Source organism: Rhodococcus sp. FW305-130, from assembly GCF_058788335.1.
On the sequence record NZ_JBYTAP010000004.1, the window covers coordinates 377,280 to 396,106 of the forward strand.

The 18,827-nt window shown below is 62.4% G+C and carries 19 protein-coding genes; 9 read left to right on the forward strand and 10 right to left on the reverse strand.

Annotated elements, in window-relative coordinates:
- Positions 1-3: 3 nt before the first annotated feature.
- From AC3WQS_RS14815 to AC3WQS_RS14825, 3 genes are read left to right on the forward strand one after another with little or no spacing between them, the layout of a single operon-like run.
- A complete protein-coding gene (locus AC3WQS_RS14815; protein WP_078377459.1) occupies positions 4-480 on the forward strand; it encodes a GtrA family protein in 477 nt (158 codons plus the stop codon).
- A 54-nt stretch (positions 481-534) separates the two neighbouring features.
- Complete coding sequence (locus tag AC3WQS_RS14820; RefSeq protein WP_492713122.1) at positions 535-1,470, forward strand: PIN domain-containing protein; 936 nt, start codon at positions 535-537, stop codon at positions 1,468-1,470.
- A gap of 19 nt (positions 1,471-1,489) precedes the next feature.
- Positions 1,490-2,473, forward strand: a complete 984-nt coding sequence (locus AC3WQS_RS14825) for an alpha/beta hydrolase (RefSeq protein WP_133728291.1) — start codon at positions 1,490-1,492, stop codon at positions 2,471-2,473.
- 13 nt (positions 2,474-2,486) lie between these two features.
- On the opposite strand, the gene AC3WQS_RS14830 is transcribed toward AC3WQS_RS14825, so the two are convergent.
- Entirely contained in the window at positions 2,487-3,095 is a 609-nt protein-coding gene (locus tag AC3WQS_RS14830) for a TetR/AcrR family transcriptional regulator (protein ID WP_492713121.1), read from the reverse strand.
- A 209-nt stretch (positions 3,096-3,304) separates the two neighbouring features.
- On the opposite strand from AC3WQS_RS14830, the gene AC3WQS_RS14835 reads away from it, so the two are divergent.
- Genes AC3WQS_RS14835 through AC3WQS_RS14850 form a run of 4 tightly spaced genes read left to right on the forward strand, consistent with a single transcriptional unit; the run spans position 3,305 to position 7,861 of the window.
- Positions 3,305-4,096 (forward strand): cyclase family protein, encoded by a 792-nt coding sequence (locus AC3WQS_RS14835; protein ID WP_070385939.1) that lies wholly within the window; start codon positions 3,305-3,307, stop codon positions 4,094-4,096.
- Positions 4,097-4,149: 53 nt separating this feature from the next.
- On the forward strand, positions 4,150-5,082 hold the full coding sequence (locus AC3WQS_RS14840; protein ID WP_019746428.1) for a fumarylacetoacetate hydrolase family protein: 933 nt from the start codon (positions 4,150-4,152) through the stop codon (positions 5,080-5,082).
- Positions 5,079-6,317 carry a thiolase family protein gene (locus AC3WQS_RS14845; RefSeq protein WP_020905787.1) on the forward strand — a complete coding sequence of 413 codons (1,239 nt, stop codon included), beginning with the start codon at positions 5,079-5,081 and terminating at the stop codon, positions 6,315-6,317. Before AC3WQS_RS14840 ends, AC3WQS_RS14845 begins: the two co-directional genes overlap by 4 nt.
- Positions 6,314-7,861, forward strand: coding sequence for an AMP-binding protein (locus AC3WQS_RS14850; protein WP_492713120.1), 1,548 nt, complete (start codon positions 6,314-6,316; stop codon positions 7,859-7,861). The genes AC3WQS_RS14845 and AC3WQS_RS14850 overlap by 4 nt, the downstream gene beginning before the upstream one ends.
- A 71-nt stretch (positions 7,862-7,932) precedes the next feature.
- Here the strand turns inward: AC3WQS_RS14850 and AC3WQS_RS14855 are convergent, their stop codons facing one another.
- The 6 genes from AC3WQS_RS14855 to rfbA all read right to left on the reverse strand — a co-directional run bounded on the left by AC3WQS_RS14855 (position 7,933) and on the right by rfbA (position 12,690).
- Positions 7,933-8,709, reverse strand: coding sequence for an ATP-grasp domain-containing protein (locus AC3WQS_RS14855; RefSeq protein WP_492713119.1), 777 nt, complete (start codon positions 8,707-8,709; stop codon positions 7,933-7,935).
- A gap of 34 nt (positions 8,710-8,743) precedes the next feature.
- The gene (locus AC3WQS_RS14860; RefSeq protein WP_492713138.1) at positions 8,744-9,835 is read right to left on the reverse strand and encodes a S1C family serine protease; all 1,092 of its coding nucleotides are present in this window, start codon (positions 9,833-9,835) and stop codon (positions 8,744-8,746) included.
- 69 nt (positions 9,836-9,904) lie between these two features.
- On the reverse strand, positions 9,905-10,735 hold the full coding sequence (locus AC3WQS_RS14865) for a glycosyltransferase family 2 protein (RefSeq protein WP_020905790.1): 831 nt from the start codon (positions 10,733-10,735) through the stop codon (positions 9,905-9,907).
- Positions 10,732-11,202 (reverse strand): GtrA family protein, encoded by a 471-nt coding sequence (locus tag AC3WQS_RS14870; protein ID WP_047888762.1) that lies wholly within the window; start codon positions 11,200-11,202, stop codon positions 10,732-10,734. The genes AC3WQS_RS14865 and AC3WQS_RS14870 overlap by 4 nt, the downstream gene beginning before the upstream one ends.
- Positions 11,202-11,813, reverse strand: a complete 612-nt coding sequence (locus AC3WQS_RS14875; RefSeq protein WP_223257871.1) for a dTDP-4-dehydrorhamnose 3,5-epimerase family protein — start codon at positions 11,811-11,813, stop codon at positions 11,202-11,204. Before AC3WQS_RS14875 ends, AC3WQS_RS14870 begins: the two co-directional genes overlap by 1 nt.
- Position 11,814: 1 nt before the next feature.
- Complete coding sequence (gene rfbA, locus AC3WQS_RS14880) at positions 11,815-12,690, reverse strand: glucose-1-phosphate thymidylyltransferase RfbA (RefSeq protein ID WP_020905793.1); 876 nt, start codon at positions 12,688-12,690, stop codon at positions 11,815-11,817.
- Between the two features lie 107 nt (positions 12,691-12,797).
- On the opposite strand from rfbA, the gene rfbB reads away from it, so the two are divergent.
- Complete coding sequence (gene rfbB, locus AC3WQS_RS14885; RefSeq protein ID WP_024488303.1) at positions 12,798-13,805, forward strand: dTDP-glucose 4,6-dehydratase; 1,008 nt, start codon at positions 12,798-12,800, stop codon at positions 13,803-13,805.
- Here rfbB and AC3WQS_RS14890 read toward each other — a convergent pair.
- On the reverse strand, positions 13,802-14,728 hold the full coding sequence (locus AC3WQS_RS14890; RefSeq protein WP_020905795.1) for an NAD-dependent epimerase/dehydratase family protein: 927 nt from the start codon (positions 14,726-14,728) through the stop codon (positions 13,802-13,804). The two genes, rfbB and AC3WQS_RS14890, sit on opposite strands and share 4 nt — an antisense overlap.
- 2 nt (positions 14,729-14,730) lie before the next feature.
- A complete protein-coding gene (locus AC3WQS_RS14895) occupies positions 14,731-15,759 on the reverse strand; it encodes a glycosyltransferase (RefSeq protein ID WP_241896020.1) in 1,029 nt (342 codons plus the stop codon).
- A 108-nt stretch (positions 15,760-15,867) separates the two neighbouring features.
- Here AC3WQS_RS14895 and AC3WQS_RS14900 point away from each other — a divergent pair, with 108 nt between their 5' ends.
- Complete coding sequence (locus tag AC3WQS_RS14900) at positions 15,868-16,548, forward strand: class I SAM-dependent methyltransferase (RefSeq protein WP_492713118.1); 681 nt, start codon at positions 15,868-15,870, stop codon at positions 16,546-16,548.
- Here the strand turns inward: AC3WQS_RS14900 and AC3WQS_RS14905 are convergent.
- Positions 16,503-18,722, reverse strand: coding sequence for a hypothetical protein (locus tag AC3WQS_RS14905; protein WP_041815503.1), 2,220 nt, complete (start codon positions 18,720-18,722; stop codon positions 16,503-16,505). The genes AC3WQS_RS14900 and AC3WQS_RS14905 overlap by 46 nt on opposite strands.
- Positions 18,723-18,827 lie beyond the last annotated feature (105 nt).

The window sequence follows — 18,827 nt, forward strand, 5'->3', positions numbered from 1 at the left end:
GTCGTGCCCGAAACACCTGCAAGTCACCAGCACGAACCCCACGTCCCGCTGCCCGTCGAGATTCCTGTCACGACGGACATCGCCGACGACGCGATGGACCTGAAAACGCAGATCGTCCGGTTCGTCGCGACGGGTGGGCTGTCGGCGGTCGTGGACTACGGGCTGTACGCATTCCTGTTCAAGGTCGTCGGCCTCGATCTGAGCGTGGCCAAGTCGATCAGCTTTATCGCCGGCACTACGACGGCGTATCTGATCAACCGGCGGTGGACGTTCAAGGCCGAGCCTTCTCGCGCCCGCTTCATCGCTGTTGTCGTGCTGTACGCGGTCACTTTTGCGGTTCAGGTCGGGCTCAACGCGCTGATGGTGCATGTGCTCGCCGACGAGTGGTGGCGCATGCCGCTGGCCTTCGTCATCGCGCAGGGCACCGCGACGGTTATCAACTTCATCGTTCAGCGGGCAGTGATCTTCAAGATCAAGTAACGGTTCGGGGTGGATTAGCGCATTCGTCCGGTTTCTCGAGAGAGAATCGACCCCATGATCATCGTTCTCGATTCTTCGGCCCTGACCAGGGGCGCACGGTTCGACGCCGCCATCGCCGACGCTCGCGCACTCGGACACCGCGTCGTCGTGCCGCGATTGGTCGTTCTCGAAGTTGCGAGTCGCTATCGCGAGGAATCGGCGGAGATGATCGCGGCCCTGAGCGTCCAGGCGCGCATGTACGACCGACTGGGATTGCGGCGCGACCTCACCAGATTCGTCGACGCAGCTCACGACAAGGCCGACGGCTATGTCGACGACGTGATTGAAGACCTCGTGGCGATCGGCGTCGAAGTGGTCGATCCAGTCGACGTGTCGCATCTCGAGGTGGCCGAGAGGGCGATCTCGCTGCGTCGGCCCTATACCGACAAGAAGAAGCGAGACGGCTACCCGGCGACGCTGAACTGGCTGACCGTGCTCGATCTCGCCGACCGCAACCCGGGCGTCGACGTCATCTGGGTGAGCTCCGACGCACGGGCATACGGCGACGGCGAAGACGGGGTCTGGCACGGCGATCTCGCGCGTGAACTGGCGTCGCGCGGTCTGGAGTATCGGGTCCGCTGGGCGTCGGACATCCCGGTGATCGACGGACCGGTGCAGGTGGAGCAGGTGGCGGAGGTCGAGGAAGCCGCTGAGGTCGCGCCCGAGGCCCCGGTTGCTAAGGGCTTCGTGGAGCCGGAAGCGGTGGTTCCAGCCGAGGTTCCCGAACCCGAGGTTCCGGCGGCGCCCGTCGTTCCGGAGGCACCGGCATCAGCTCCCGCACCCAAGCCCGTACAGCGTGCAGCGCGGACGAGAGTTGCGCCGCAGCGCATCGAGCCCGCCCCGAAAGCTCAGTCCGGTGGTCTGCGCGGTCTGGGCAAGGTCATCGGCGGGCGGAAACGAAAGGTCACGATCGTCGACGATCTCGACGAAGTCGACCTCTTCGGTGCCTGATCGCTTCTAATCTGGACAGATGTCTCTGTTGCCCTCAGTCAGTCGTAGGACCGGAACTCGATACGGCAGACCGAGTATCGAATCGCAGGTCCTCTACAACGCGTGTCGATGGATGCTTCGGCCCGTGGTCGGGATCGCGCCGCTGACGCCTGGCGCCATGCGCCGCGCCGCAGTTCTGGACTCGGCCGCGGGTGTACGCATTCCGTCCGGGATCGATCGGGAAGCGATTCGTTTTCCAGGTTTCGACGGTGAACTCGTCCGGACGGCAGGCTCGACGGCTGATCTGCGCGAGGGTGTAGTTCTCTACCTGCACGGCGGCGGGTTCATGTGCTGCGGGCTCAACACGCATCGGCCGGTCGTTGCCGGCATCGCCAAGCGAACCGGCCTTCCGGTCCTGCACATCGCGTATCGGCAGTTGCCGAGCACGAGCATCAGCGGGTCCGTCGACGACTGTCTGGATGCGTACCGGTGGCTCCTCGAACAGGGAGCCTTGCCGGAAAAGGTTGTCTTCGTTGGTGATTCGGCCGGAGGTTTCCTGGTCTTCGCGACGGCGCTTGCAGCAGTTTCCGCGGGGCTCGAGGTTCCGGCCGGTCTTGTCGGCCTCTCACCGCTCCTCGATCTCGATTGCACCACCAAATCGGTCCATGCCAACGCTCGACGCGACGTGATCGCCCCGGTGTCGGCATTGATGGCGATCGGAAAGCTTGGCGGACAGACGAACTCGCCCGTCGACGGCGATCTTGCAGCTTTGCCGCCGTCGTTGCTGATCGCCGCCGAATCCGAGGTGCTCAGAGTCGATTCGGAGGTGATGGCGCAACGGCTCGCCGCCGCGGGGGTGCCGTGCTCGCTGCAGATCTGGAACGGCCAGGTTCACGCGTTTCCCGCCGTCTGGCCTGGCTTGCCGGAGAGCCGGGCCGCGCTACGTGACGTTGCCAGGTTCATTCGCGCCAGGCTCGATGCGGTCCCGCCCCAGGTCGCGGGCGAAAGTTGTTCGGGAAGTTGAACTTCCGGTCCGGTTAGGGATTCTCGTGTCCTGACGTTGCGGTAGGTGCCATCGCGCGGGCATAGATCGATTCGAGCTCGGTTACTGCTGAACGTCGATCGACGTTGTCGGGATCGAGGCGATGTTGGAGGTTGATCCCGAGAGTGCCGGCCAGAAGGGTGACGGCAACCAACTCCGGATTGGCGACCGGGGTGTCGATCGAACGCAGGTAGTCCGCGTACAGCGTTCGCATTGCGACGTACTGCTCTGCGTAGGTCTCGCGGATGGTGGACCCGGGAATCACGGCTTCGATCAAGATGGTCGAGAAAATTCGTGCCTCGGGGTATGACATAAGTACGAAGTTGGCTTCGATCAATGCTTCGATTCCGGTCGCCGAGGGTGATGCCAACTCTGCGCGTAGCTTTTCCATGCCCCACCGGAATGCGTCCTCGACGACGGCTCGTAGAAGCCCGTCCTTCGATCCGAAGTGCCAGGCCACGGACCCTCTGCTGATACCGGATCTTTCTGCCACGGCTTGTACGGACATCGCGGTCGACCCGCCTTCGGCAGCCAGTTCGGCCGCGGCTTTCACCAGTCGCCGTCTGGTTTCCTCGGAAATCTCCTGCTTGCGTGTCGACGCCATTCGGTGTTCCTGCCTTCTTTCGTTCTCGAGTGCAGCCAATTCCGGCACGCGGTGACGTCGACGTGCCCGTCGGGGCCGAGACCTGCGCACCGCACTCATGCTACGAGGCCGGCCATCGACCGGCCGTATTCCTCTCGCGACACCCTCTTGCCTATGTTGATCGTCCAGTTCTATGCTGAGCGTCCAATAACTTAACGGAATGGGCGGACATGGAACTCATCGATCTGACTAGAACTCTCGATCCGGCCGATCGGGAATTGCTCCCCGAGGGTTTGAAGGCACTGGCTTCCGTCGTTGCCCCCTCGGTGACCTACTCGCACCCCGCGGGTGCCGGACGCGACGAGTTCGCGGCAGCACTGCAGTGCGGAGTTCATGATCTTCCGGACGGTGAGGGGTGGGGATCGGAGATGTTGAGTGAGTTCAACAGCCATCTGGGCACACACGTCGACGCGCCGTTGCACTACGGATCAACCTCGGAGGGTAAGCCTTCTCGCACGATCACAGACATCGCGTTGGATGAATTGTTCTGCGAGACAGTGGTGCTCGACCTGCGCGGCCGGTGCGAGGCGAATCAGCCGATCTCGGTGGACGCGCTGAAAGCTGCCCTGGCGGAAAACGGTGCGTCCGTTCCCCAGGATGGTGCCGTGTTGCTCCGTACCGGACAAGAGAGCTTCACCTTGGCTGATCCAGGGTTCTTTCAGTATCCAGGGATGAGTCGCGAAGGCACGCTGTTTCTCGCCGAGCAAGGCGCGAAGGTGCTGGGCACCGACGCTGCCGGCTGGGACTTGAGCTTTGCAGTCATGGCACAGAAATTTCGTGACACCGGCGACAACTCGGTTCTCTGGGACGGGCACCGGGCCGGACGCGAACGTGAAGTATTCATCGTTCAGCAACTGGCGAACCTCGCCGCGCTTCCGCCCTCGGGATTTCATGTGGCGTTTTTCCCGATCAAGCTTGCGCGAGCCAGCGCTGCCCCGGCTCGTGTGGTCGCGTTCGTCTGAGCAAAATTCCTGCCTCACCTAACGAACAATTCAGTGAAAGGTATTGACTCACAGTGAAACTTGCGACCGTCGAATACGAAAAGACCCAGCAGACGGCTCTGGTGACGGGCAGCGGCGAGCAACTGTTGTTACTCGAGCGAGCTCATCATGATGTGACGGGAAAACCGGCTCCAGAACTGGAAACCATGCAAACCATCATCGAAGGTGGTCCGGCGGCACGGGAGATCCTGGATCGGCTGGCAGACGAGCAGCCGGCAAGTGCGATCGTCGACGCGGGTGATGTGCGCTGGATGTCGCCGCTTCCTCAGCCGGTCCAGATCCGAGACTTCGGCTGCTTCATGGATCACTTCCGCAACGCTCGCGCCCGAATTCAAGGGGTCGCACTCGAGGACGTCGAACTGCCGAAGATCCAGTTGGAGCGCCCGCTGTATTACATAGCGAACCGATTGGCGGTGACCGGACACGAATCTGAGGTCGTGTGGCCCGAGTACTCGAGCCTGCGCGATTACGAACTCGAATTCGCCTGTGTGTTGGGGCGCGGTGGAAGCGACATCTCACGAGCGGATGCCCCTGCGCATATCTTCGGTTACACCATCTTCAACGATTTCAGCGCCCGCGATACTCAGCTCGAGGAGATCTCCACCGGACTCGGTCTCAGTAAGAGCAAGGACTTTTCGAACGCGAATGTCCTCGGCCCCTGGATCGTGACGGCCGACGAAGTCGGAGACCCGTACCAGCTCGAGATGACCGCGAGAATCAACGGAGACGAGGTGAGCCGAGGAACCAGCGCCGACATGGACCATCGTTTCGAGGACGTGATTTCGTTCGCCTCGACTTCCACGCGGCTGTACCCGGGTGAAGTCTTCTGTTCCGGCACCGTGCCGAGTGGATGCGGCTTGGAACACGGGCGGTTCCTCGAACCGGGAGACGTAGTCGAACTCGAGGTCGCCGGCCTCGGTGTATTGAGGAATCGAGTGGTGGCGTGAGCGGCGAAGTCATGGTTCTCGGTGTCGGCGCGACTCCCTTCGGGCGGCACGCGGATACCTCGGCCTCGGAATTGGCGGGGCGTGCAGCGATCGACGCCGTCGAAGACGCGGGCCTGACCCGCGGTGACGTCGGTGCAGTCTTCTACGCGACCGTCAGTCAGAAGGCGATCGACCGGCAGCACATGATCCCAGGCCAGATTGCCTTGAGGCCTTACGGTTTCGGTGGAGTCCCGGTCGTCAATGTCGAAAATGCCTGCGCCGGCGGGGCAACGGCACTCTGGCTGGCGATCGCCCACGTTCGCGCCGGTCTGTCCGAGGTCGCATTGGCGGTCGGGGTGGACAAGCTGGTGTGCTCGGATCCCGCTCGAAGTCTGGAGGTGTTCGACGGTGCACTCGACGTTGCGCATCGCGACGAGACGCTCGCCGGCCTTGCCTCACTCTCCGCTCCGGTGCCGGGTGAACTCGGATCGCAGGGTGAGCGGTCGGTGTTCATGGAGATCTACGCTTCTCTTGCTCGGGCGCACATGGAGAGATTCGGAACGACCGAGTTCGAACTCGCGTCCGTAGCAGCCAAAAATCATGCGCACTCCGTGCACAATCCGTGGTCGCACTTTCGCAAACCCTTCACTGTCGACGAGGTGCTTGCCGCGAGGCGAGTCGCGTGGCCTCTGACCGTTCCGATGTGTTCGCCCGTCAGTGACGGTGCGGCGGCAATTGTTGTGACCACTGCAGACTTTGCGCGAAGGCATGATTCCTCTCGGCGGGCGGCGCGGGTACTCGGTTGCAGCTTGGTGTCAGGCACGGATCGGGCCGCAGATGACGTCGAGAGTCACATCGGTCGCCGAGCGGCAATGAGCGCATACGAGGAAGCCGGAGTCGGGCCAGGCGATGTGGATGTGGCAGAGGTCCACGACGCCACGGCCTTCGGTGAAGTACAGCAGGTCGAGAATTTGGGGTTCTGCCCGATCGGTGAGGGCGGCGCGTGGTCTGCGTCCGGTGCGAGTTCATTGGGAGGCGTGCGTCCGGTCAATCCGTCAGGTGGGCTCGAATCCCGTGGTCATCCGGTCTCGGCAACGGGACTAGCGCAGGTCTTCGAACTTGTCACGCAGTTGCGTGGACAAGCAGCGCGGCGACAGGTTCCCGGGGCTCGAATCGCGGTCGCAGAGAACGGCGGAGGTCTCTACGGCATCGAGGAAGCCGTCGCCGCGGTCACGATCTTGGGAGGGCCACGATGAACGCGGACATGATGAACGATGAACCGATGGCGCCAGGCTTGCACGAGCAAGCGGGATATGCGGATCTGATTCTGTCGGCGCTGCGACGCCGACCAGACCACATCGCGTTTCGATTCACGGATCGGAACGGTGATCGGGCCGAGCTGACATATCGGCAGACCGCGGAACAGATCGAGCGGATTGCAGGTGTCCTCAGTAGCCTCGCTCTGCCGGACGGAGGCGGGGTAGCCCTGCTTGCGGGTCCGTGTCCTGAAGCATTCACGGTCATGGCGGCAGCGTGTCTGGCGGGCGTGCGCTACACGGCACTCCATCCGCTCGCGACCGAAGAGAACGACAGGATGGTGCTGAAAGACAGTGGTACCGATCTCCTGTTGGTTGCCGACGGACAGTTCCAGACGCGCGCCGAAGCGGCGCAGACTCGAGTGATGTCACTGTCAGCCCTCGAATCAGCGTGTGAATTGGCTACGGCGGGAACAGGTTCAGACTTCGGCGGTCAGGGTCGAGCTTTGTATCTCTTCTACACCGGTGGAACTACCGGTGAGCCGAAGGGCGTCATGCTCAGGGACCGATCTTTGGTCGCCAATGCCTGGGCCTGCACCACGTGGGAGTGGCCGGCTGATACCACCATGCTGCTCACCACGCCGATGTCTCATGCTGCCGGTCTGCTCGTCGCACCCGGTCTGCAGCGAGGTGCAAGCTTCGAGTTGCACAGGTCGTTCGACCCGGACAGGGTTGTCGACGCAATCGAAAATGACGGAGTCACAGCTACATTCGTCGTTCCTACGATGCTCTACGCCTTGCTCGACCATCCACGCCTGTCGGATGCGAATCTGTCCGGGCTGAACTGGATGCTTTACGGTGCTGCACCCATCGACCCCACCAGGCTCGCGCAGGCAGGGGCGGTGTTCGGGCCGATCCTGAGCCAGCACTACGGTCAGGTCGAAGCCCCGAATGCGTTGACGGTGCTCGATACACGTGAGCACACGGACGATCCCGCAGTTCTGGGGAGTTGTGGGCGCGCGATGCCAGGTGTCGAAGTGGTGTTGTTCGACGAGCAGGGAAACGAGACCGCGACGGGCGTACCCGGCGAGCTTTGTGTGCGAGGTCCGCTCGTGATGGACGGCTATTGGAACAAACCTGAACAAACCGCTGCAGCGCTCGCGAATGGGTGGTTGCACACCGGCGACGTTGCTCGGATCGACGAAACTGGGCTCATCTCGATCGTCGACCGCATCAAGGACACGATCATCAGTGGTGGATTCAACGTCTACCCGCGCGAAGTCGAGGACTCACTCGGACATCATCCCGCAGTGGCCGCCTGTGCAGTATTCGGTGTCCCCGATCCTCAATGGGGAGAAGCGGTTACCGCGGCAGTCGTACTGAAGACGGGATGGTCGGTCACGCCCGAGCAGCTCGTCGCACACGTGAGATCACACAAGGGCCCGATCTGGGCGCCCAAGGAGATTTCAATTGTGGAAGCGTTGCCGCTCACTGCTTTGGGGAAGGTCGACAAGAAGGCACTCCGAGGCGCTTCACAGACCTAGAGACGCGACAACTGCCCGTGCGAGGGCGTCGGCAGATCCCGGGGCGAATGGCAGAAAGAGTTCGGGCTCGATCAATTCCACTTCCATGAGCAGTGGTTGATCCACCGGCCCACGACGTCCACACGCGCATAAAGCAATTCGCCGGGACCGCAAGGGGTTGCGGCCAGCGCCGCGTCGGCCACCGCGAGTTCGGCGGTGGACGGTTCGTGGACGTGGTTGGTTCCGCCGTGGAACTCCTGCACGCGGAAGTCGTTGGTGGCCGGGATCTTCCGGACGGCGTGGGAGTAGCGTCCGCCGAGGTGGATGATCGAGCGCTCGCCGTCTACGACATCCGAGATGAAGGGCTGGACCAGAGCGTCGTTGCCACTCTCGAGGATTGAACTGAGGTGAGCGTGGGCCTGCTCGGACCCGGCGGCAAACTTTCCCACTCCGACAGCGCCGGCGGACACTGCAGGCTTGACGATGACGTCGGCACCCTCGAACGAAGGGAGGGTGAGTGTTTCGCTCTTTCCGGCAGCGATCACAGCGGTTGGGACGATAGGTACGCCGGCCGCGGCAAGTTCGGTGAGGTATCCCTTGTGGGCGTTCCACTCGACGATCGGGAGCGGGTTGGCGATCGGGGCGGTCAGCTGATCGAGAACGGCAAGAAATTCGTCGAGGCGCTGGGTGTAGTCCCAGGTCGACCGGATCAGAACCAGGTCGGCGTCGATATCGAGGAGGGACGGGCTCGACCACGGCGCCATCGTCGACGCGATGCCGTAGGAGGTGAGAGCTTCCATGACGAGTTTGCTTTCGACATCCGCCTCGCGGGCGGCGCCGTCACAGGTGAGCAGGAGAACCGTGGTCATGCCACGATGCTTTCACGGCTGGCGCCTTGTACGACTAGCGAGGTGGCCCCTCGTCGAGGACCAGGGAACCGGTCCCGGGTTGCCCCGTTGCGTCCACCCACGTCACTGCGACGGTGTCGCCGGGGCGGCGCGAGCTCATCGCCGCGTTGAGATCAGCGGACGACGCGATCCGGCTGCCACCGAACTCGGTGATGACCGCACCTTTGATCAGCCCCACCCGCTCGGCCGGCGAATCGAAGCTCACGGCAACAACTTCCGCGCCGGCCGGCATCTCCGCGTGATCCTTGACTGCGACACCGAGCACGGGCGTCGGTCCCACACGCACGGTTTCGGAGGAGCGGCCACTGAGTACCTGCTCGACGATCGGCAGCGCGGTGTCGATCGGTATCGCGTAGGACTGAGGCGCCGGCGAGGTTTCGGTGCGGTCGGTGACGGCGTTGCCCGCGCTGCTGACGCCGATCAGCTCGCCAACGGCATTGACCAGGGGGCCACCGGAATCGCCAGGCCGGATGTCCGCGTCCACCTCGATGAGGCCCTTCAACTGGTTTCGCGATCCGTCGGACACGTTGCGGGTGTTGACGGTGACACCGAGGTTGGTGATGACGCCGGGAGCTGGGACGGGTACTCCGCCGCCTTCCGCATTTCCGATTGCGGTGACGGAATCCCCACGAGTGGCTTCTGCTGATTTGCCGACCACAGCCACCGGCAGATCCGTGGCGCCCGCGAGTCGAAGGACGGCAAGGTCGCTGACGCTGTCGTACCCGAGGATCTCGGCGTCGTAGATCAGTCCGTTGGACATGCTGACGGCAGTGACGTCCGAGGCTCCGCTGATGACGTGGTGATTCGTGAGCACAACTCCGTCAGGGGAGAGCACGATCCCGGTTCCGGCGGTGGTGGTGAATCCGGCCGGCGCGGTGATGGTGACGATGGTGGGGACCACCTGGGCCGAGAGCTCCTCCGGGGTGAGCGGAACAACCGACGCCGGTGGGGTGGTCGTGATGACGGTGACGGGGGCGGACTCGATCGTGCCAGGCGTCAGAGGCGGTGCGACCAGTGCGAGGGCGCCGAGTCCGGCTGCGAGAACGGCGGCCGTCCACAGACCGCGTCTGCCCGCACGTTTGGTCATCCAGCCGTCCGTCCCGCCGGTCGTCATCCCATCGAGTGTGAAAGGTGAAGATTACCCAACCGGCAACGATCAAGACATGCGATGGCGCAACAGCATGTAGACGCCGCGACGCATGAACGAGGTGGCGAGTGCGCGTGCGTCGCCGATTCGGACGTCCATTGCGGAGACGAGAGTCGGATCCGATTCCCGGAGATCTTTGTGGAATGCCGCTGCCTGGCGTGCCTGATCCTTGGCCAGACGCACACTCCACTGTCCGGCGTTGACGCGGAAGGACGCGAGGGGCTTGGCGATCGCATAGACGTCGCCTTGGAGTGCGACGGCGGTGTACGTGGCTTCGTCGATGACGTACGGGTTGGTGTCGTCCCACCATCCGATGGCCTTCAAGGCGGATCGCTTCATGAGTACACATCCGGGCTCGCCGAAGATGTTCGCTCCCGCCGTTACCGTCTTTCGGGCCGCGTCGCGCCCGGTGACCCGTCCCTTCAGCCCTGCAAGTCCGCGCGCGGAGAGGATGGTCTTTCCGTTTGCATCGACCAGTTTGCGTTGCGAGGCCACGAGTACCACCGAGGGGTGCTCGTCGAAAGCCGCGACCTGTTCCGCCAGGCACTCGGGGTAGATGGTGTCGTCACCGCACACCAGTTTCAGGAGCTCTCCGTTCGCGGCTTCGCTGACCCGGTCCCAGTTTCGCTTCGCTCCGCCGCCGGCCTCGGTCGACAGGATCTCGATCCGCGGATCGTCGGCGTATCGCGCCAGGACCTTGACGGTGTCGTCGGTCGACGAATGATCCGAGATGATCAGTTCGAAGTCCTGGTAGGTCTGATTCAGGATCGAGTCGATCGTCTCGGCAATGTAGTCGGCATTGTTGTAAGCCGGGACGACGACGGAAACACGCGGAGTCATGAGTTGCCTGTTCTCTTGTTTCGACTGAACGAGAAATCGCGGTAACCGAAGAAGCTTGCTGTTGCGGTTACCGCAGTGATGACGAGTTGTGACGGGATGGGAGGAAAGTGCAGGACCGAGACCGCGACGGTCATCAGCGCGAGGTTGATCACGAAGGCTCCGAAATTGACGACGACGAATCGCCAGAAGTCACGGAGGAAGTGACCGCGAACTTCGAAGACCAGGTAGCGGTACATCGCAAAAGCGCACAGCAGGTTGCAGACGTACCCGGCAACGATCGCGAAGTGGTAGCCGAATTCATCGCCGAGCGCGATCTGCCAGGCAATGAACCAGGCGGTTCCGAGCGCCGTGTTGACGCCACCGACGAGCAGAAAGGCAAGGGCCTGATTCTTGACGACGCGCATCAACGGACCCGGCCTGCCGGTCATTCCGGCGGGGGGTGTTGCAGTCGAATCCGGTGAAGCCATCAGCCTTCGCCGAACGTGGGCAGCAGCCCTGCCGACACGGCATCTTGAAGCGACGGTGCCGCTGTGTCCTTCGCGGAGAGCGTGATGTTCAGGGGCTCACCGCTGCGACCCACGGTGGGCCAGTCGATCGCTATGTCGGGATCGAGGGGGTGAACTTCGTGCTCACGTTCGGGGGCGTATCCCGTCGAGCACAGGTAAACCACTGTCGAGTTGTCCTCGAGGGACAGGAAGGCGTGCCCGAGCCCTTCGGACAGAAAGATCGCTCGGCGGTCGACGTCGTCGAGAAGGACCGAATCCCACTGGCCGAAGGTCGGCGATCCCACGCGGAGGTCGACGGCGATGTCGAGTATCGCGCCTTTGACACACGTGACGTACTTGGCCTGTCCGGGAGGGACGTCGGCAAAATGGATGCCTCGTAGGACGCCGGCAGCCGAGACCGAGCAATTGGCCTGCTGAAGGTCGAGGGTGCGGCCGGTGATCTCGGAGAATCCGGGTTCACGGAACCACTCGAGGAAGACTCCACGGTCGTCGCCGAACTGTTTGGGTGTGAATTCCCAGGCCCCTGGCACTTTCAGTTCGCGATACTGGCTCATCACGTGAGTATCTGCCATGTCACCAGTCCTTGCCGCGGTCGAGAAGTTCGAGAAGGTATTTTCCGTATCCGGATTTGAGGAGCTTCTCAGCACGAATGCGTAGCTCGTCGTCGGTGATGAATCCGTGCCGCCACGCAACTTCTTCGGGCGCGCCGATCTTGAGTCCCTGACGCTCCTCGATCGTGCGCACGTAGTTCGATGCGTCGAGAAGCGAATCGAAAGTTCCGGTGTCGAGCCACGCGGTGCCGCGAGGAAGTACTTCGACCTGGAGGCGACCAGCTTCGAGGTACGCACGGTTGACGTCGGTGATCTCGTACTCGCCGCGTGCCGATGGTTCGAGGTCCTTGGCGATGGCGACAACGTCGTTGTCGTAGAAATACAGGCCAGGCACCGAATAGTTGGAGCGCGGATTCGCCGGCTTCTCCTCGAGCGAGACGGCTTTGCCTTCGCGGTCGAACTCGATGACTCCGTAAGCCGTGGGGTCCGAAACCCAGTACGCGAATACGGCGCCACCGTCGATGTTCTCGAAACGCGTGAGCTTACTGCCCAGACCTGGGCCGTAGAAGATGTTGTCGCCGAGGACGAGGGCCGCGGATTCCGAACCGATGTGGCCGGCTCCGAGTACGAATGCTTGTGCGAGACCATTCGGCTCGTGCTGGATCTGGTAGGTCAGGTCGACGCCGAACTGCGAGCCGTCGCCGAGCAACCGCTGGAACTGCGGTGCGTCGTCTTCTGTGGTGATGATCATGATGTCGCGAATCCCGGCCAGCATCAGGGTGCTGAGTGGGTAATAGATCATCGGTTTGTCGTAGACGGGGACCAGCTGTTTGCTCACGCCGAGCGTGATGGGGTGCAACCTCGACCCCGTGCCGCCCGCCAGAATGATTCCGCGCATGCCTCGAAGTGTTCCAGTGTTCGCTGGAGAAACAAATCTCGGGCGCACGGTATCGTGCGTGGCCGGTAGATAGATCGGTTCGATTCGGTGATCGTGGAGGCGCAAACGTGAGAGTTCTCGTGACTGGCGGTGCAGGCTTCATCGGCGCCAATTTCGTCCATCAGACGGTGGCAGAGCGCCCCGACGCCGAGGTCACGGTGCTCGATGCGCTGACCTACGCGGGCAACAAGTCTTCGCTCGATTCGATAGCCGACCGCATCACGTTTGTTCACGGCGACATCACCGACGCAGTTCTCGTCGACGAACTGGTGGGCGCTGCCGACGTCGTCGTTCATTTTGCTGCCGAGTCCCACAACGACAATTCGCTCGCTGATCCGTGGCCGTTCGTGCAGACCAACATCGTGGGAACCTTCACGCTCCTGCAGGCTGTGCGCAAGCACGACGTCAGGTATCACCACATTTCCACCGACGAGGTGTACGGAGACCTCGAACTGGGCGATCCGGACCGTTTCACGGAGTCGACCGCGTACAACCCGTCGAGCCCCTACTCGTCGACGAAGGCATCGAGCGACATGTTGGTGCGCGCGTGGACCCGTTCGTTCGGCGTCCGGGCCACCCTGTCGAACTGCTCGAACAATTACGGCCCTTATCAACATGTCGAGAAGTTCATCCCGCGGCAGATCACCAATGTTCTCGCCGGATTGCGTCCCAAGTTGTACGGCGACGGTTTGAACGTCCGTGACTGGATCCATGTCGACGATCACAACAGCGCGGTCTGGGCGATCATCGACGGTGGCCGGATCGGTCAGACCTACTTGATCGGCGCTGACGGTGAGGTGAACAACCGAACTGTCATGGAGTCGATTCTGCAGATATTGGGCCGTGGCGCCGACGAGTTCGATTTTGTCACCGACCGCCCGGGGCACGACGTGAGGTACGCGATCGACTCGAGTCTGCTCCGGAAAGAACTTGGCTGGTCCCCGCGCTACGAGGACTTCCGCAGTGGTCTGGAAGCGACGATCGACTGGTACCGCGACAACGAACAGTGGTGGCGTCCGCAGAAGGACGCGACCGAGCAGGCATACGTGGCAGCCGGCGAGAAGACCACTTCCTAGCGTGCAGCCAGATTGCGGCGGATGGAGTCGAGGGTCGACGCTATCCCGGCAGGCAACGGGCGATGTGTGCGCTGGTCCAGATCAGTCCACACGATCGATCGCAGCCGTAGGTCTCGGGCTTGCGCCGAAGCGAGTGGAGAACTGGCGAGCACAACGTTGGGGCGTTTTCTGAAGACGGTGTGGCACGCGCCGAGGATCGCCCCGATGGTGACGCTGCGTCCGGACGCGTAGATCTTGGTGACCGTCGGTTCCTGCGACGCTTCCGCTCGGGTGAAGCTGTCGACCACCATTTCGGCCGCGTCGGAGACGTAAACGTAGTCCCGAAGCGTGTCCATGGGAACGTAGATCGAAATGGGCATCGACAGCAGATAGCCTCGGCAGAGGTGCGAAATCAGGCCTTGGGGTTTCGCCAGATTCTGACCCGGGCCGTAGAGATTTGCGAATCTTCCTATGACAGTCCGGGTTCCGCTTCTGGAGCCGAATTCGCGAACAATCGATTCGGCATCGAGCTTTGCTCGCCCGTAGTCGGCCAGTGGATTGGTCGCGCTTGTTTCGGTGTGCGGTGCTCCGGGAGCTCCGGCGTAGACGCCGCCGGCAGACGAAGCGTGGAAGACGGTCCCGACGCCTGCGTCCGCCGTCCCCAGCTCGTCGAGAACGTCCTTCATGAGTTGGTTCTCGCGAGCGAATTCGTCACTGCTCGTACCGTTCACACCTGCACCGGCGCACCACGCCATTCGCCACGGGCCGCCGGCGGCGTCAGTAACCAGTTTCCTGGCATCGGCGAACAGGATTTCTCTGGCCAGAGCGGGTTCGCCCCACGGGACGCGGCTGGTGCGGATGTCGGCCCCACGGCGCTCGAGTTCGCGGGCCACGGAGCTGCCGAGGAGGCCGCCGCTGCCGACTACCCACGTGGGGACATTCATTGTTACGCGGGTGGCTCGGTGGCGTTCCGGCGCCCCAACGGGCCTGACGCGGGGTCGCTGACGATGAGGTACGGCGGCTTTCCCATTGCCGTCTTGACTGCGACACCGATGTATTCGGCGATCACACCCAACGAGAAGAGCACTGCCCCGAAACCGAACAGCATCACGATCATCGTCGACGCCCATCCCCGTACCTCGACGCCGGCGTCGAAGAACACGTACGACGCCAATACGTAGAGGACGATGACGAGACCGCCGACAGCGAACAGGAAGCCGATCAAGCTGACCATTCGCAGGCCCTTGGTGCCGCTGGAGAGAACCATTCGCCAGAAATGCGACAGCAAGCTTCTGAGGTGATATCCGGATGCGCGTCCGCGTTCCTCACGCAGTTGAACCGGGCTGGTGGTGACCTCTCCCGCGATCCAGCCCAGAGCCACGTCGAGGTAAGCCTCGGATCCGGCGTATGCGGCGACCGACCGTCCGACCTCTCCGAGGACCAGTCGGAAGCTCTGATACTTCACGGAGTTCTCGGACGAGAGAATTTTGGTGGTCAACCATTTCGACGACTTCGACGCCGCGTTGCGTAGCGCACCGTGGGGTGCCGCGTTCACGGGCTGCGCGTAGACGAGGGTGGCCTGTTGATCCAGTGCAGTGTCGAGGAGTCCACCGATGTCGGCCGGGTCGTGCTGGCCGTCTTCATCCATGGTGACAACCCATTCGCCACCACTCGACGCCATTCCCGCCAGTGTTGCCGGATGTTGGCCGAAGTTGCGCGAGAGCCAGATGGGTCGGATGAAGTCATGTTGTCTCGCGAGTTCACGGATGACCGCAGCTGATCCGTCCGGACCGTGGTCGAAGACGAGAAGGACTTCTTCGACGACCAACAGCCGCCCGCCGGGAGTGGTCTGGGTTTTCGTCAGGGGAAGTATCTCGTCGATGAGTGCATTGAGAGTGTGTTCGCCCTGGTAAACCGGCACGACGACGGAAATTCGGTGCGGTTGCACCGACTCGGGTGTGCCATCGGTCTTCACAGGCGGGGAGTGTATACGTCGCCGAGGGTCGGCTTCTCGGCGTGGGGGCGTACATGTCGGAGAATCGTGAAGTTATGATCCGGATCACTCGACGAAAGTGAGTCTCCAGTGGCCGAGTTCGAAGATCACACCAACGATCGACGCGAGAACAATCGCGAGAACACAGGCCTTCCTGGGAGAGCCGATACGGGTAGCGGTGATACCACCGACACCGAGTACACGGCTCGGTTGCGTGAGCTTCAAGGCGCCAAATGGAAGCGCGTTCTGAACGTGCAAGCGCCGTATCAGTGGAATATCCGACGTTTCCTCGGCGGCCGGAAGGTGCTCGACGTCGGCTGCGGGATCGGCCGAAATCTGCGAAATCTTCCCCCTGGCAGTGTCGGGGTGGACCACAACGAACATTCGGTGGAGTTCTGTCGATCGCTCGGGTTCGAGGCGTACTCATCTGCGGAATTTCACTCCGAATGCGATGAGCGAACCTTCGACGGAATGCTGATGGCGCATCTCCTCGAGCACCTGCCGGCGGGAGAAGCTTCCGGCATCGTCGCCGAGTACCTTCCATTCCTGGAACCGGGTGCGACCGTCATGCTGATCTGCCCTCAGGAACGTGGCTTCGCCAGCGATCCCACGCATACCGTCTTCCTCGACGGCGTCGACCTCGAAAAGATCTGTGCGGACAACGGTCTTGTAGTCAGGCGCTCGCTGTCGTTCCCGTTTCCGCGGTGGATGGGAAAGCCGTTCATCTACAACGAGTCTGTGGTGATCGCGGAGGTCCCGTCCCGGCTCTGACGCCTGTCGCGGTAGTAGATCACGGAGAGGCCGGCAAGGATAACGAGCCCGAAGCCCATACCGACATAGCCGATCCTCTGTCCTGGGGAACGGAAGTTGATCACCAGTTCCGCGTTGTCGGTGCCAGGCGGCAGATCGACGTAGAGGTACGTTCCGCCAAGGCCCTTGGTCGGGATGGGTTCGCCGTCGAGGGTCGCGGTGTAGCCCGGCCATGCCAACCGTGCGAATACCACGCTGCCACCGCCCGGTGAACTGACTCGCACACGCTCGTTCTTGACGCTCATGTACTCGGACTGTGCGTCGGCATTGACAGTTGCCGACACACGGCCCGGTTGACCGGAGATCGGGCCGGCGTCGCGTTCGAGGATGTAGATCTGGTCCTGGGCGACCTCGGGCACTTCTGCCCAGTGCCACCCGGGTGGGGCGGGTTCGTTGTCAGCGCCCGGGTACTGCTTCCGTTGAAGGACGACGCGGTCGAGCAGCATCAGGTCTGCGCTGGTTCGACCGGTGTATTCATCCGGCCTGAACACGTTTCGGTAGGCGTCGTCGCACGTCGACCCGTCGAATCCCATACACAGCAGCGAAGCGAAGTCCGCGTGGCCGACCGGGGTGTACGCGTTGACGTAGTCGAGATCGAGCACCTTGGCGTAGTTTCCGTACACCTGCGAAGTCCACGGGAGTTCGGTTGTTTCGGCGTCGATTCGGATCAGTGCGCGATTGCCGAGCTGAAGGGTCGTGCCCGGGAAATCCGGAAAGTTCGCCTTGGCTTCGGATTGGCTGGTCGGCAGGTACCACTTGTTCAGCGCCTGGGGATACGCGATCACTTGATACAGAGTCACCGGAGCGATGGTGAGAATCAGTAGACCTGCGATCGCCGGGGCGCCGTATCTACGACCGAGGTAGATGGCGAGTGCTCCGACGGCGATGATCACGACAGCCCAGGTGAGATGCCGGATGAAGTACTGCGGACCCGAAGAACTGGCGCGAATCATCAAGACGAACACGATCAACGATGCAGCGATGACGCGTGATCGCAGTTTGTCCAAAGTCCCGAATCGGCTCAGCAGCACACCGAGTAGTACCAGGGAGAACACCGCGACGAAGGGAAGTAGTCGTGCCGGCCACCGAATCTGGCCGATGTCGCTGGGGCCCGCGGTGAACAGCAGAATGAAGGCCAACAGCAGCAGCGGGGTCACCAACTCTCGCAGCGAACCCTGTGCTTTCCGCCAGCCGATGAATGCCAGTGCCGGTATCGCGAACCAGGCGATGTAGGTGATCGGTGCGTAGGTGGTTTCGCCCGTCCAGGACTCGATGCTCGAGACGGACGACGGAATACTCGCCGTGAGTGTTTCCGACCACGGTGCCGTCAGGAAATTGTCGTTGAACGTACCTTCTTCGCCGGTGCGCCATGTGACGGCCGAGGAGAGCAGACCGGGAAGAAAGGTGATCGCGCCGCAGGCTGCGGCCGAGACGCCGACCAGTCCGAGCTTCACTGTTGTCCGCCACTGCGGACTGCGGACGTATTCGCCCACCATCAGTGCCCCGACGGTCACTCCGGCCATCAATGCCGCATGGACGTATCCGACGCTGATCGCGAGATAGAGGAAGACGAAGACGGGTATCGGCCCCGACCGGCCGCGGGCATAGCGAATTCCGCTGGCCCACGCCTGCACCACCCAGGCCATTCCGATCACCGAGGTAACCCACGACGGGTACTCGAAGTACAGGGTGAACCCGGCAAAGGGCACTGCGCTTCCGGCGACGGCCGCCCAGTAGGGGCGCGCGCCGTATTCGAGGCAGACTCGATAGACGCCCCATCCGAGGATGATCGCGAATGCCAACTTCACCAGCGTGGCCAGCAAAGCGAGATTGTCGACGGACGGTGCGATGTAGTTGATGAAGATCTGGACCGGGTTCCACAGCCCACCCTGACCCTCGACCGGATAGTTTCCAGCCATCCACTGATCCAGAACCAGCGAGGGGAATTGTCCCTCTCGCATCAGATGGCCCAGCTGAACCCAGTTGCCGACCGCACCGGATTCGGTGTCGTCGACATAGAAGTAGCGAGGGTCCACCGTGACGATCGCGAAGAATGCGAGGCACACGACTGCTGGGATCACAGCGCCCCAGCTCCAGCGTTCCCGACGGGTGGGAGCGGGTAGTTCGAGTGTCAAGGGATCTCCAGGTCGCACGGGTGGATGCACCAGAGACAGTAGCCGAGGCTGTGTTTTCGAGTTTCGGGGGTAATTCCACCTCGGATACCCTGCGAGTGACAGGTA

What these genes read in the sequence shown, in the direction of transcription:
- AC3WQS_RS14820 (WP_492713122.1), top strand. Translation starts at nt 535, where the DNA reads ATGATCATCGTTCTCGATTCTTCGGCCCTGACCAGGGGCGCACGGTTC.
- AC3WQS_RS14825 (WP_133728291.1), top strand. Translation starts at nt 1,490, where the DNA reads ATGTCTCTGTTGCCCTCAGTCAGTCGTAGGACCGGAACTCGATACGGC.
- AC3WQS_RS14830 (WP_492713121.1), bottom strand. Translation starts at nt 3,095, where the DNA reads ATGGCGTCGACACGCAAGCAGGAGATTTCCGAGGAAACCAGACGGCGA.
- AC3WQS_RS14835 (WP_070385939.1), top strand. Translation starts at nt 3,305, where the DNA reads ATGGAACTCATCGATCTGACTAGAACTCTCGATCCGGCCGATCGGGAA.
- AC3WQS_RS14850 (WP_492713120.1), top strand. Translation starts at nt 6,314, where the DNA reads ATGAACGCGGACATGATGAACGATGAACCGATGGCGCCAGGCTTGCAC.
- AC3WQS_RS14855 (WP_492713119.1), bottom strand. Translation starts at nt 8,709, where the DNA reads ATGACCACGGTTCTCCTGCTCACCTGTGACGGCGCCGCCCGCGAGGCG.
- AC3WQS_RS14860 (WP_492713138.1), bottom strand. Translation starts at nt 9,835, where the DNA reads ATGACCAAACGTGCGGGCAGACGCGGTCTGTGGACGGCCGCCGTTCTC.
- AC3WQS_RS14865 (WP_020905790.1), bottom strand. Translation starts at nt 10,735, where the DNA reads ATGACTCCGCGTGTTTCCGTCGTCGTCCCGGCTTACAACAATGCCGAC.
- AC3WQS_RS14870 (WP_047888762.1), bottom strand. Translation starts at nt 11,202, where the DNA reads ATGGCTTCACCGGATTCGACTGCAACACCCCCCGCCGGAATGACCGGC.
- AC3WQS_RS14875 (WP_223257871.1), bottom strand. Translation starts at nt 11,813, where the DNA reads ATGGCAGATACTCACGTGATGAGCCAGTATCGCGAACTGAAAGTGCCA.
- rfbA (WP_020905793.1), bottom strand. Translation starts at nt 12,690, where the DNA reads ATGCGCGGAATCATTCTGGCGGGCGGCACGGGGTCGAGGTTGCACCCC.
- AC3WQS_RS14890 (WP_020905795.1), bottom strand. Translation starts at nt 14,728, where the DNA reads ATGAATGTCCCCACGTGGGTAGTCGGCAGCGGCGGCCTCCTCGGCAGC.